Origin of the sequence: Occallatibacter riparius (assembly GCF_025264625.1) — a bacterium.
Classification (GTDB): Bacteria; Acidobacteriota; Terriglobia; order Terriglobales; family Acidobacteriaceae; genus Telmatobacter; species Telmatobacter riparius.
On sequence record NZ_CP093313.1, the window covers coordinates 5,273,352 to 5,285,580 of the forward strand.

The window sequence follows — 12,229 nt, forward strand, 5'->3', positions numbered from 1 at the left end:
GGGTTGCTTAACGATTGGATGGCTCAGCGCAGGCCGCCGTGGAGGTAGGCCAGGAGCGCGGCCATCTGCTCCTGCGTGAATCGGTTTGTAAATGCGGGCATCATTCCCTTCCCCTGGAGGATCACGCGGGTGACTTCGGCATCTGTGGCGGGTGCGCCGCTGGGGAGCTTGGGGTTGCGGAAGAGGCCGTTCAAGTCGGGTGGGACCTTCTTGAGGGCGAGATCGTTGTCACGGTGGCAGTGGGCGCAGCGGACTTCATACAGGTGCTGGCCTTCAGCTTCCTGAGGAGTAAGTGCTGGCTGGGAATGGCAGCCGGCGATAAGGACAACCAAGCCTATCGACAGCCAATCAGTTCGAATAGATATAGAGATATTTCGCGCGCGACTGCTGACGTTTGCGAAGCTCTGCCGCAAGCGACAAGCAACGGCCTTTGCCCGTTGATGTTTCAGACTCGACAAATGGATCATCACCCTTGACAAAGGCAGAATAGGCAAGCTCGAGAGGTAAATAGTGGGTATCCTCATCTACCTTCCATTCTCTTCCGTTATAGCGGAAGAACCCGAACGCTTTTCGTTTACCTCCAGTTCGCTCTCCATCAAGTCGAATGTCATTTGGATGTTCTTGCTGACGCGGGATTACTGCTAAACGCATGAATGCGCCGAAATCTTCATAGACCATGGAATACTCCGTTTGGGATGATCAAATTCATGGTAACCAAGTCCAGGTAAACAGCACAGGAAAAACCGTGGGACGCGGGGTTCGCTATGCTGAATCCATGAAGCTGCCCGGGCTAAACCAGATTGAGCAAGCGCAACAGCTTGTGTACCGTTACATGCCGCCGACGCCGCAGTACACGTGGCCGCTGCTGAATGAGCGGCTCGGCGCTGAGGCGTGGGTCAAGCATGAGAATCACTCGCCTGTGGGTGCTTTCAAAATTCGCGGGGCGCTGGTCTACATGGATTGGCTGAAGAAGATGCAGCCTGACGCGGCGGGCGTGGTTGCCGCGACACGGGGCAATCATGGGCAGGGCGTGGCGCTGGCCGCGCGCATGATGGGCCTGAAGGCGGTGATCGTGGTGCCCCACGGAAACAGCATCGAGAAGAATCGCGCGATGCAGGCGCAGGGCGCGGAGCTGATCGAACATGGGCACGATTTTCAGGAGTCGCTGGAATATGCGCGTCGACTGGCGGAGGAACGAGGGTTGACGATGGTGGACTCGTTCCATGAACGGCTGGTGATGGGCACTGCTTCTTACGCTCTGGAGTTCTTTCGCGCGGCGCCGCCGCTGGAACGTATCTATGTGCCGATCGGATTGGGATCGTCGATCTGCGGTGTGGCGGCTGCGCGCAATGCCCTGAGCCTGCCGACAGAGATTGTGGGCGTGGTGTCGGCGGCATCGCCGTCGTATGCGATGAGCTTCGCCCAGAAGAAGGTTGTGGAGGCTCCGTCGACGACGCGGATTGCCGATGGGCTGGCTTGCCGCGTTCCGAATGCGCAGGCAATGGAGGCGATCTGGGACAACGTCGCACGCATCGTTGAAGTGAGCGATGAGCAGATCGCGGCCGCGATGCGGATCTATTATGAGGACACGCATAACGTGGCGGAGGGGGCTGGAGCCGCAGCGCTGGCAGGCGCGCTGATGGATGGGAATCGCAGGAAGCGCATTGGCGTTGTGTTCACCGGTGGGAACGTGGATCGCGCCGTGTATCAATCGGTGCTGGCGGGGGATCTTTGAATAAGATGACGAAGCCGTTGCAGGTAGAGAAGCTAACTCGCTATGCGGATGCGGTAAGAAAGTTTGCGAGTGCCGCACAGAATCGTTGCTTTGGATGTGGAGCTGCGAATGAGCACGGGCTTCATCTGGAGTTCTATCTGACGCAGGAGTTGCATGCTGTCTGCGAGACTACTGTGGGCGACTTCTTCGAAGGACCGAAGGGATTCGTTCATGGCGGCATTATTGCGACTCTGCTGGATGAAACGATGTCGAAGGCAGTTCGCGCGCATGGGCTGGTTGCGATGACGCGGCACATGGAAGTGGATTATCAGCGGCCCGTTCCTTCCTCGGAAGAGATTCGCCTGGAAGGGCGCGTCACACGCAATGAGGGCCGCAAGCACTGGACCGAGGCGCTCATCCTGAATGGCCACGGCAAAGTGCTGGCGCACGGCAAGGGGCTGTTCATCGAGGTGAAGCCAGCGCCAGATCCTGATCCGGTGAAGGATGGTCCCACGCCGCACGGATGAAAGCCGGGCTGGCGGGATGCCGTGAAAAAGTGGCCCCGGACTGCGCTTTTGAGCGCATGTATCCGGGGCAAAAGGAAGTTCACGAGAGAAGGCCGGCAACGCGAGGGGATTAGTGAATCATCTGAATGGTTTCTTGTGTTATGGAGTCGAAGGTCGTGACGGTCTTTGAATTCGCTTCGAATGCGCGCTGCGCGATGATCAGGTTCGCAAATTCGGCAGAGATGTTGACGTTTGAGCCTTCGAGCGCTGCATCCTGCATTTTGCCAAGACCTGCACTGCCAGATGTTCCGATGGTTGGCGTGCCGCTTGCGAGCGTCGCGGAGTAGTTGCCGTTGCCATCGGCCTCGAGTCCCTGAGGATTGGCAACATTGCCGAGAGCGATCTGGCCGACGTTCATCTTCTGCTGATTCGAGAACGTGACCGTGACCGTTCCGTCAGAACCGATGGTGAAGTCCTGATACTGGCCGCTGGTATAGCCATCCTGGAGGGTGCCGCTGACAGCGGACTTGGAGGCGACCTGACTGATGGTCGGCGTGCCGCTTGCACCGAGCAGGTTCCAGTTCATTGTGAGGTTCGCCGCTCCATCGGTAAGGCCAGTGAAGGAAACGGGAATTGAGGAGACAGCGCCGGCGCCTGTGCCGACGGGTGAAGCGCTGGCTGCGCCTGTGGGCTGGATGGTCTTGAGATTGCCGCTGCTATCGAAGGTCATGGTTCCGGTTACGCTTTGAGCCGCCGTGGTGTCGGACGCGGGGAGCGAGATGGAGTAGTTCCAGCTGCCGTTTCCATTGGCGATGTAGGTTACGGTTGCCGTGTGCATCTGGCCGAGCGAGTCGTAAATGTTTACGGTCGCGGGGAAATTCGAGTTTGCGGTCGTAGTGGAGTCGAGGTTAGCCGCGATGCTGAAGGAGCTCGTGGCTTTCGGCGAAAGTATTGCGCTCTCAGGAATATTGATGGGCACGAGTGACGTGTTGGTGTTGATTGCTCCATTCACGGCCGGATAACCCATGACGCGAAAGCCATTCGCGGTAATGAGATTGCCGCTGGAATCGAGCGAGAAGTTGCCGGCGCGCGTGAGATATTGGCTGGCCCCGTTGCTAACGATGAAGAATCCATTGCCCTGCAGCGCGACGTCGGTGTTAAGTCCGGTGTAGTTGGAGGTGCCGCTGGAGAAGTCTGTTGAGATGGACGCGATCTGCGTGCCTGCGCCAACCTGGATGGGGTTGCCGTTGCCTGTCGCTCCGATCTGCTGATAGAAGAGGTCAGCGAACTGGGCCATGCGGGCCTTGAAACCGATGGTGTTCATGTTGGCGAGGTTGTTGGCGATGGTGTTGAGGGCAGACGAATCGGCGTTCAAGCCGGTAAGCGGAATGAAAAAACTTGGCATGGGAGGGTCTCCTCTTTGGTTATTCGGTTCTGCGCGGGGTTCGACGGTGCGTCGTGCGAGAGCCGGTCAGTTCAAATGTGTTTTCCGCTGAGCGCCTGCGCGATGGTCACTGCGGCAGGATTGGTTTCGGGAATGCCTAGATTTCCTGGCGTTTCGCGGATGGAATGAGAGGCGCCGGCAAGTGAGAAACTCTTGTCGGAACTCGGCACAGTGCCAGCGCGGTGCGAGTCGAGCCCCACCTGCGCGAATGATGTCGAGGAGGAACTGGGCTGGTTGCCGCCGAAGAGGCCCACTGCCAGTGTTTCGTTGATCTGAATGAGCTGCTGAAGGCTGTTTACGCTGACGAGCTGGTTGATGTACTGGTTGGGATCGTTCGCGGAAGTCGGATCCTGATTCTTCATCTCCGTGACAAGGAGCGTGAGGAAGTCGTTGGCCGAAATCGTGGAGGATGGGGATGTGTCATTCGAGTTACCGCCAGAGTCAGCCATTGGCTTGGCGTTCACAGCGGACGCTCCCTGCGCGTTGGCCGTGTTCCAGATTCCCGTAGTGGTTGTCATGCTTCTCCTTCCGGCTTGTTCGAGTTCTTGCTCGTGAGGGATCAGGCGATCACTGAGATGTGTGCCCCTTGGCGTGAATAGAGAGGCGCTTCCGAAGTGGTGCGCGACGAAGTGGGAGTAGCCGCAATTGCGGCAGCAGATGAGGCGAACAGCGAAGCTCCGCCGCGCTGTGATTGCTGGTGCGGTTGCTGCTGCGGCGAGCCGCCGCTGGAGTTGTTGAGTGCGCTTTGCTGCTGGCCCTGGTCCGGTGAGGCAATCGCGACGGTAGAGGAGCGCCCGTGGTGTTCGGCCACGAAGGAATTCAATGAAGCCACATGCCCGCCGAGCGCCTGCGCTGCTTCGCCGGATCCTGGAACAATGGTGGCGTGCAGCGCGAATCCGCTGCCTTCGGCACGAACTCCAATCCAGCCGAGAGAGGGATCCAGGTATCCGGCTTCGGCGTGGTGTGTGCCGGCCTGCGACCACGTTGGTGCGGGCGCTGCGGTGCGGCGATCAAGAGCAGCAAAGGGGTCGCGCGCCGTGGATGCGGAAGATTGGGGTACAGCGCGTGGGCTGAGAACGCTCGCGTGTTCCGATCGCATCGTCGCGTCAACAGTCAGCGGACCAGGTGCGATTGACTGGTCTTGCAGATGCGTGGTGTAAGAAGCGTTTGTGGGCGTGGCGGCGGAGTGAGTCCCGGCTGCGACTTTGGTTGGCGCGATTTCAGTTGGCTTTGGTCGAGCGAAGCCGGCGTCTGCCGCACCAGCTGCAGAAGGCCGCTGCGATCGGGGCTCATGCTGCTGCGGTGTCGGAGTTGTGGAGTTGCGCTGTTCACGTTTCGATGCGGACGACGCGTCCTGTGTGAGTGCTGATTTTGAAGAGAGAGATGGTGCAGCACCCAAAGAATGCTGGGCAGTACGATCCGCTTCAAGATGCGGAGATGGATGCGGCATGGAAGTATGGCCAGTGACTGAGGTGGAATGATCGGTGAGGGGCTGATCGGTTTCCGGATGGAGGTCGGCCGAAGCAATATGGGCGTCGGCTACGTTCATGGTTGCGGAGGTTGGCTCGCCCGATTGCGTTGGGACGGCGATTTCGTGAAGCGATTCGCTGCCACCGGGAAGACCGGACGTGTTTGTGGGAAGAGAAGACAGGTGCGATGGCGTGTCGCCTGTAGCGTCTTCCGCATCAGGAGGAACTTCTTCTTTGAGTTCAACCGCCGTAGTCGTCGTGATTTGTGAAATGGGGTTCGTGGCCGGAGACAGTAGCGCAGAGGCTTGCGCGTCAGAGACTGGGGTTGCCGCGGGAATCTGCGGAAGGAATGACAGGGGCGCGGAACTCGTCGTTTCGAGGGTCGTGATGGAGATGGAGAGAGCGGCGCTGTCCGCGGTCGAGGCGCGTTTCTCGGAGTTCGCCTTTCGCGGTTCGGTTAAGGCTCCGGTGGAGAGTGCTTCTGCGGATTTCGTTGCGTCTGGCCGAAGGGCTGTGCGGATGTGCTGAAGGCCGGCGTGTGAGCGGTTTCGATGCGCGGTTACCTGCTGAATCCGTACTGATAAACCTGTGCTCGGCAGACTGCACTCAACCGGATCTCCGGTCACTGGAGATGCTGTTTTCAGAGCGTTCAAGATCTGCTGCAAGTTTTTGCGGAATCCGGCGGAATCTCCCGAAGCCCTTTCTCCCGTCAAAGCAGCATGACCTGTCAACTGCGCGATCGCGCCGGTTGCTGCTCCCAGATCGATGAGTGCCGTTGAAGTCACGGCAATGGAAAGAGCAGATGGCGTGCCAAACTTTCGTGGAGGGTGGTTAGAGAGTTGTTACAGATTGGACCTTAGTTCCTCTTCAGGAATCGAATCTGTTTCTTTGTGATTCTTGATCTCAAGTTTGTTTGCCGAACGGCGAGTACCGGTGTGCTGTTGCCGCCGCGCGGAGAACCACTCATCTACGGTTTGCTGGTTGCGACGCGCTGCCTCGGCGTGCTGGGCTTGTTCGGCCTCCTCAAGGACGGTTTCTACCTGCCGCCGCTCGACGCGCTTGGAGAGATACTCCTCGCGTGCAGTGTTGGCGCGCAGCATAGCCTGAGGGATGTGGGCATCGAGGATTTGCGCGCCGTGACGTGCCGACTCACATTCGACAAGGCCCGCTATGCGGTCGGCTGCGTCGCCGGAACGCACACTAAGGGCGACGCGTTGTCTGCCGCTGCGCTCGCTTTCTTGCGCGGCTCGAAGCGCGCCTTGAAGACGATGCAGTTCGGACAGAGCGGACTCAAGCGCCGTCTTGCGCTGCTCTTCCTCGAGCATGCGAATGTGCAACAGCCGGCGCATTGAGCCTGAGATGGCCATGATTACACCGTTGCGCAGAGGGCGGCAAGGCGTTCGATGGTGTTGCGCAGAGGAGCACTCTCATCAGCGTTCTGCATGAGGAAGGATCGCAGCGGTGCACGGGCACGAAGGGCGCGATCCAGTTCGGGATCGGCTCCCGGCTTGTAGGCGCCGATGCGTACCAGATCTTCAGAACGTGCGTAGACAGCCATGAGGCGACGCAACAGAGCGGCCTGGTCGCGATGCTCGGGCGAGGCGACCGCAGACATCAACCGGCTGATGGAGTCGAGCACCTGCACCGGGGGATACCAGCCTTCCGAAGCGAGCGCGCGCGATAATACGACATGTCCATCAAGCAGAGACCGCACTGCATCGACCAGCGGATCCTGCTGATCATCGCCTTCCATGAGGACGGAATAGAACGCAGTAATGGAGCCCGAGCGGAATTCACCGGCGCGCTCCACCAGGCGGGCAAGACGCGTGAAGACCGAGGGCGTGTATCCCTTGGCAGTGGGCGGCTCGCCCGCGGCCAGACCGATTTCGCGAGCGGCCATGGCGAAGCGCGTCAGCGAATCGAGGACGAGAAGAACATGCTTGCCCTGGGCGGCGAAGTATTCGGCCGCGGTGGTGGCGGCGAGCGCAGCGCGCATGCGCAGCAACGGCGATTGGTCGGATGTAGAGACGATGACGACCGAACGCGCGAGGCCTTCTTCGCCGAGTGAGTTCTCGAGGAACTCGCCGACCTCGCGGCCTCGCTCGCCGACTAGGCCCACGACGGTGATGTCCGCTTCCGTGTTGCGCGACATCATGCCGACGAGCGTGCTCTTCCCTACCCCCGAGCCGCCAAAGATGCCGATTCTCTGTCCGCGCCCGACGGTGAGCAGCGCGTCGAGAACCCGGATGCCGGTGCCAAGCGGTGTCCGGATGGGCACGCGATCGAGCGGCGGACGCACAAGGCCTTCGAGCGGCAGAAATGTTTGGGCATGGATTGGGGGGCCGGCATCGAGCGGTTCACCAAGCGCGTTCAAAACGCGGCCGGCGAGCCCCGGCCCCGCATTCAAGGCGGGATGACGGCCGAGGGCGGTGATGGCATCGCCGTAGCGAATGCCTTCGCAGGATTCGACGGGCATCGATAACACATTCGAGCCGCGAAAACCAATGACTTCGCCGCCGTGCGTCCTGCCCATCTGGTCAATGATCTCGCAGCACTCGCCGACGGAAGCCAATGGGCCCGAGGACTCGATTGTTTGGCCAACCGACTCAAGCACGCGGCCGCGCCATCGCCATGACTGGCGCGAATCGAGCCGTGCGAAATAGCGTTCGAGCAGCTGGGTCATAGCGGCGACACCATTAGCTCTGAATCGCTGTGGATGGTCCCGGAGTTGCGATCGAGCAGGCTGCGCTCGATTTCTGTCATCTGCACGCGGACTCCGAGGTCCGCCGATCCGAGTTCGGTTTCCATCAGGCACTCGCCGGTGCGCAAGTCTTCTGCGGCGATGACTTCGGGCTTCGTGTCGCGGTTAGGAAGAAGAGTCATGGCTTCGATCCATAATTCTGCGTCGGATGCGGGAACGCGCAACCGCACTTTGGTGGAGGTCGTGAGCTGGCCAAGGGCAACACGCACCGCTCCCAGCAGGAACAGCGGATCCATCTGGGCCTCGCGCCGCAGAATGCGTCCGGCAATGGCGAGCGCCAGCCGAACGGCTTCCTGTTCAAGGCGTTCGTAGTAGCGGGCGCGCTCAGAGGCGAAAGTCTCCGTCATGCTTTCGACTGCGGTGGCGATTGTGCGAAGCTGTTCCGCATGAGCGGCCTGCTGGGCCTCGCGCGCGGCGCCGAGGCTGTCCTCACGACCGCGCGCGTATCCAGATTCGTAACTGCGGCGTGTCTCTTCAGCGATGCGGGCGCCGAATTGTTCATTGAGAAGCGTGGCGTCTGAGTGGCTCCCCTCTTTTTCGCTGAAGACGGGCTTGCCTTCGGCATCCACTTCAAGCAACGGCCAATCCTCGCACGATTCGGCGAGGGGGGTAGGCGCGGGCGCGGCGCCGGCATAGCCGTAGGGCTCGACGTGGAGCAGCGGTGCGAGTTGATTCATGCGGCCTCCGCTCAGGCAAGCATCTCGTCGCCGGTTTCAAGCTTGAGGATGACTTTGCCTTCCGCTTCGAGACGGCGCGCGAGATTGAGAATCTCCTGCTGGGCCTGCGTGACTTCGCGCGCGCGGACAGGTCCGAGCACCTCCATGTCTTCTTTCAACATCTCAACGGCGCGGGAGCTCATCGACTTGAAGATGGTGGCGCGTAGTTCTTCGTTTGCGCCGCGAAGGGCGAGCGCAAGCTGCCGTTTGTCGACTCCGCTGACGATCTCGCGGATACTGGCGGCGGGCACGGTCACCAGGTCCTCGAAGGTGAACATGAGATTGCGGATGTTCAATGCGAGTTCGGGATCGCTGTCTTCGACGACTTCGAGAATGTGTTTGGCTTCGTCGGCGTTCAGGCGGTTGAGCAGGTCGGCCACCGCCTTGAAGCCGGAGTAGTTCTGCCGCTGCGTGTCGCCCATGCTCTCAAGGCGGCGATGCAGGCTGTGCGCAACCTTCTGCGCCATCTCCGGCGAGAACTGCCGCATTTCGGCCAGGCGCTGCAGGCTTACGACCTTGTGTTCTTCGCTGAGATTGTCGACAACTTGCGAAGCACGGCGGGGATCAAGATGAGCAAGAACGAGCGCGATGGTCTGGGGATGCTCCGCGTCAAGCAGCTTGCCGAGTTGCTGCGGATCGGTGCGCTGCAGCTTGGCAAGGTTGCCCTGCGCGGCTTCCTGCGAGCGCCGTACCATGGTCATCAGATCCTCCGCCCGCTCTTTTCCGAAGGTCTCCATCAGGAGGCGATTGGCGTAATCGAGACCGCCATGCACGAGAAAGCTCTGCGTTTCGAGAACGTCCCAGAACTCCTCGATGACCTGCGCGGACAACTCGGGGCTCACGGTGCGGATCTCGGCGAGCTCCTCGGTGAGCAACTGCACATCGGATTCATTGAGCGTACGAAGGATTTCCTTCGCCGTTTCCTCACCCAGGGCAACCAGTAGAATGGCTGCTTTGCGCAGCCCGGTCATTGAGGACCGCCGCTGTACTCCTCCGTTTTGGCCCGCCATATCCGCCAAGACATGCACCTCATGCGCGAAGATTTTCCGCGCACTATTTCAGTTAATCGGAATGAATCCAACTCTGCAGCAGACGCGAGCTCTGCGCCGGCTGTTTCTTCACTGCTCCTGCAACCTGGTCGAGAAGTTCCTGCACCCGCTGCCGTTCAGGGTCAAGGAGCGCCTGCTCGGGCGTCGCAAGCACCGCCTGCGAGGATGCCTGTGCAGCCAACTCGGGAGTCTTCTCAGGTTTGACCTTCTTGTCTTCCTTTACGGTGGCTCTTCTCATGGCGGGGCGCAGGCCGAAGGTGACGAGCACCAGCAAGCCGATTACCAGAGCTACACATTTGATCAGCACCGGCGAGGATTCCGCCTGCTGCAGCGCACGGGTTACGGGCGATATTGGTTCGGGCGAGCGATTGTCATCGAAGGCAAGGTCCTGCACCGTCAACATGTCGCCGCGCTGCTGATCGAATCCCACCGCGGCCTGTGCCAGCGCGGTCAGATTGCGAATCTCGTCTGCGGAGCGTGGCTGCCACAAGGCCGGCTTGTTCTTCGACTGGACCTGCACCAGTCGGTCGTTGACGACGATGGCGGCCGTCATGCGGCGAACGCGCCCCGGCGCCTCGCTGGTGTGGCGCACGGATTTCGATGCGCCGTAGGTGCTGGACTCGCTTTTCGCCGACTGCGGTGGCGTGGATTCGTGAGGATAGACCGGCAGTGTCTGCGAGTTCGGCGCATTGGAGGCCGTGCCCGGAACGCCCGCCGCGACCGGCTGCGGGCCCGAGGTCTGCTCGGTGCGCTGCATCGAGAGCGTCACGGTCTGATCCGGTTTGTAAACTTCGTCAGTCTGCTCGGCGGCGGTGGGATCGTAGTCAAGCGTGACGGAGGCACGCACGTTGCCGGTGCCGGTGACAGGTTCGAGCGTTGCGATCAGCTTCTCTTCGAGAGCCTGTTCGGCGCTGAGGCGCAGAGCATCAGGAGTCTTGGGCCCGAGAGGAAGATGGCCTGCTGCATCAACCAGCACAACGCGATCGGACGTGAGGCCGTCGACGGCAGAGGCTACGAGGTTGCGGATGGACTCGGGCTCGCCGTCGGCGAGGCTGCGATGGCGGAGCTTGAGGACTACCGAGGCCTTGGCTGGCCGCTCCTGCTCGCGAAAGAGCGAATCGTGCGCCATGACCAGGTGGACGCGGGCAGACTCGACGTCAGCGAGGGACGCTACGGTGTGCTCGAGTTCGCCCTCAAGAGCGCGCTGGTAGTTCACCTGTTCATCGAACTCCGAGCCGACCCAGTTGGGCTTGTCGAAGAGCTCGAAGCCCATGCGTCCGCTCTTCACACCGCCCTTCGCCGAGGTTGCCAGGCGCGCCTTGTCAAGCTGTGCCGCGGGCACACGGACGATGCCGCCGGTCTCTGCGACTTCAAAGGTGATCTGAGCGGCGGTGAGTTCCTGGACAATCTGACGCGCATCTTCGGAGTCGAGGTCGGCGTAGAGGACGCGCCAGTCGGTGCGAAGCGCATACCAGCTGAGAAAGCCGAGAAACGCGGCTGCAAGGGTGAGCGAAATGACGGCCCAGATCCGCTGCTTTGGCTGCATGCCCGCCCACGCAATCCGGCTGCGCGTCCAGATGGCGCCGAGTCCCGCTCCCAGCGGGACATTGCCGGGAATTGCCGGCGCGCTCTTCTGCAGCTGTGTCTCCGTTGCCATGCTTCCCGCGTCCTGCCTGCTCTCTTCCGTTGTCGACGTCTGTGCGCGATGGATCTATTCGCACACTTCAGAACTGCATGCTCATTACCTGCTGATAGGCCTGTACGGCCTTGTTGCGCACTGCCAGCGCAAGCTCGAACGCCATGCTCGCCTTTTCAGTGGCAATCATCGCCGTGTGCACATCGACGCCGGTGCCGGTCATCAAGCCCGTGACCGCTGCCTGCGCCTGCGCCTGCAGCGAATCGACCTCGCCGACTGCATCCCGCATGAGATTCGAGAAGGGCGCGGCGCTTTCGGCAGCCGGAGTTGACGGCGCAATTGAATTCGCGATTGGCGTGGCCGAGCTCGATGCCAGATTCGAAATTGCCTGGATACCTGTCGCCATAATTCAGCTCTTTATCTGCGTGTCAGCCCTTCGCAATGTCAAGAGCCGCAGTGATCATGCCCTTCTCCGCCTGCACAGCCGATCCGTTCAGACCGTATGCACGGGTCGCGCTCATCAGATCGACCATCTCTGTGAGCGGATTAATGTCTGGATACGCGACATAGCCATCGGGCCCTGCATCGGGATGGCCGGGATCGTAGCGCTTCAACGGCGATGCAGGATCCTGCACCACGCCCGCGATGTGCACGCCGCCCGCTGCCTTGTTCGGCGCGGTGCCCAACGGAAGCAGGTTGGAGGCGACCGAGCCGCTCGTGCTGTTGCCGAGAACGTCGGCAAAGGACGTCGCCTTCGCATTGGCTTCAAAGACCACATGCTGGCGACGGTAAGGTCCGCCCGATTCGGTGCGCGTGGTTTCGGCGTTCGCCATGTTGGCTGCGACGACCTCAGCGCGTACGCGCTCGGCCTGCATCGCGCTGCCTGAGGCTTCCATCAATCCGAACAGGTTCATCTAATCCTCCCGTGCCTCAG

The 12,229-nt window shown here is 60.8% G+C and carries 14 protein-coding genes; 3 read left to right on the forward strand and 11 right to left on the reverse strand.

Going from position 1 to position 12,229, the window contains the following annotated elements:
* Positions 1 to 23 precede the first annotated feature (23 nt).
* Both MOP44_RS21540 and MOP44_RS21545 read right to left on the reverse strand, forming a co-directional pair.
* Positions 24 to 332 carry a c-type cytochrome gene (locus MOP44_RS21540; RefSeq protein ID WP_260792464.1) on the reverse strand — a complete coding sequence of 103 codons (309 nt, stop codon included), beginning with the start codon at positions 330 to 332 and terminating at the stop codon, positions 24 to 26.
* Positions 333 to 348: 16 nt separating this feature from the next.
* Complete coding sequence (locus MOP44_RS21545; protein ID WP_260792465.1) at positions 349 to 678, reverse strand: hypothetical protein; 330 nt, start codon at positions 676 to 678, stop codon at positions 349 to 351.
* A gap of 97 nt (positions 679 to 775) precedes the next feature.
* Between MOP44_RS21545 and MOP44_RS21550 the strand changes: the two genes are divergently transcribed.
* Both MOP44_RS21550 and MOP44_RS21555 read left to right on the forward strand, forming a co-directional pair.
* A complete protein-coding gene (locus tag MOP44_RS21550; protein ID WP_260792466.1) occupies positions 776 to 1,735 on the forward strand; it encodes a threonine dehydratase in 960 nt (319 codons plus the stop codon).
* A gap of 5 nt (positions 1,736 to 1,740) precedes the next feature.
* The gene (locus MOP44_RS21555; RefSeq protein ID WP_260792467.1) at positions 1,741 to 2,241 is read left to right on the forward strand and encodes a PaaI family thioesterase; all 501 of its coding nucleotides are present in this window, start codon (positions 1,741 to 1,743) and stop codon (positions 2,239 to 2,241) included.
* Positions 2,242 to 2,350: 109 nt separating this feature from the next.
* On the opposite strand, the gene MOP44_RS21560 is transcribed toward MOP44_RS21555, so the two are convergent.
* The 3 genes from MOP44_RS21560 to MOP44_RS21570 form a co-directional block, all read right to left on the reverse strand.
* A complete protein-coding gene (locus tag MOP44_RS21560; RefSeq protein WP_260792468.1) occupies positions 2,351 to 3,625 on the reverse strand; it encodes a flagellar hook protein FlgE in 1,275 nt (424 codons plus the stop codon).
* A 71-nt stretch (positions 3,626 to 3,696) separates the two neighbouring features.
* Complete coding sequence (locus MOP44_RS21565) at positions 3,697 to 4,182, reverse strand: flagellar hook assembly protein FlgD (protein ID WP_260792469.1); 486 nt, start codon at positions 4,180 to 4,182, stop codon at positions 3,697 to 3,699.
* Between the two features lie 41 nt (positions 4,183 to 4,223).
* Positions 4,224 to 5,918: a hypothetical protein gene (locus MOP44_RS21570; protein WP_260792470.1), complete on the reverse strand. Its 1,695-nt coding sequence runs from the start codon at positions 5,916 to 5,918 to the stop codon at positions 4,224 to 4,226.
* A gap of 105 nt (positions 5,919 to 6,023) precedes the next feature.
* Between MOP44_RS21570 and MOP44_RS21575 the strand changes: the two genes are divergently transcribed.
* Positions 6,024 to 6,485: a hypothetical protein gene (locus MOP44_RS21575; RefSeq protein WP_260792471.1), complete on the forward strand. Its 462-nt coding sequence runs from the start codon at positions 6,024 to 6,026 to the stop codon at positions 6,483 to 6,485.
* Between the two features lie 17 nt (positions 6,486 to 6,502).
* On the opposite strand, the gene MOP44_RS21580 is transcribed toward MOP44_RS21575, so the two are convergent.
* The 6 genes from MOP44_RS21580 to flgC form a co-directional block, all read right to left on the reverse strand.
* Positions 6,503 to 7,816: a FliI/YscN family ATPase gene (locus tag MOP44_RS21580; protein WP_260792472.1), complete on the reverse strand. Its 1,314-nt coding sequence runs from the start codon at positions 7,814 to 7,816 to the stop codon at positions 6,503 to 6,505.
* A complete protein-coding gene (locus tag MOP44_RS21585) occupies positions 7,813 to 8,571 on the reverse strand; it encodes a FliH/SctL family protein (protein ID WP_260792473.1) in 759 nt (252 codons plus the stop codon). The genes MOP44_RS21580 and MOP44_RS21585 overlap by 4 nt, the downstream gene beginning before the upstream one ends.
* 11 nt (positions 8,572 to 8,582) lie before the next feature.
* Positions 8,583 to 9,620, reverse strand: coding sequence for a flagellar motor switch protein FliG (gene fliG, locus MOP44_RS21590; protein WP_260796687.1), 1,038 nt, complete (start codon positions 9,618 to 9,620; stop codon positions 8,583 to 8,585).
* A 52-nt stretch (positions 9,621 to 9,672) separates the two neighbouring features.
* Positions 9,673 to 11,316, reverse strand: coding sequence for a flagellar basal-body MS-ring/collar protein FliF (fliF, locus tag MOP44_RS21595; protein WP_260792474.1), 1,644 nt, complete (start codon positions 11,314 to 11,316; stop codon positions 9,673 to 9,675).
* A gap of 67 nt (positions 11,317 to 11,383) precedes the next feature.
* A complete protein-coding gene (gene fliE / locus MOP44_RS21600; protein ID WP_260792475.1) occupies positions 11,384 to 11,701 on the reverse strand; it encodes a flagellar hook-basal body complex protein FliE in 318 nt (105 codons plus the stop codon).
* A 22-nt stretch (positions 11,702 to 11,723) separates the two neighbouring features.
* The gene (gene flgC / locus MOP44_RS21605; RefSeq protein ID WP_260792476.1) at positions 11,724 to 12,209 is read right to left on the reverse strand and encodes a flagellar basal body rod protein FlgC; all 486 of its coding nucleotides are present in this window, start codon (positions 12,207 to 12,209) and stop codon (positions 11,724 to 11,726) included.
* Between the last annotated feature and the right edge of the window lie 20 nt (positions 12,210 to 12,229).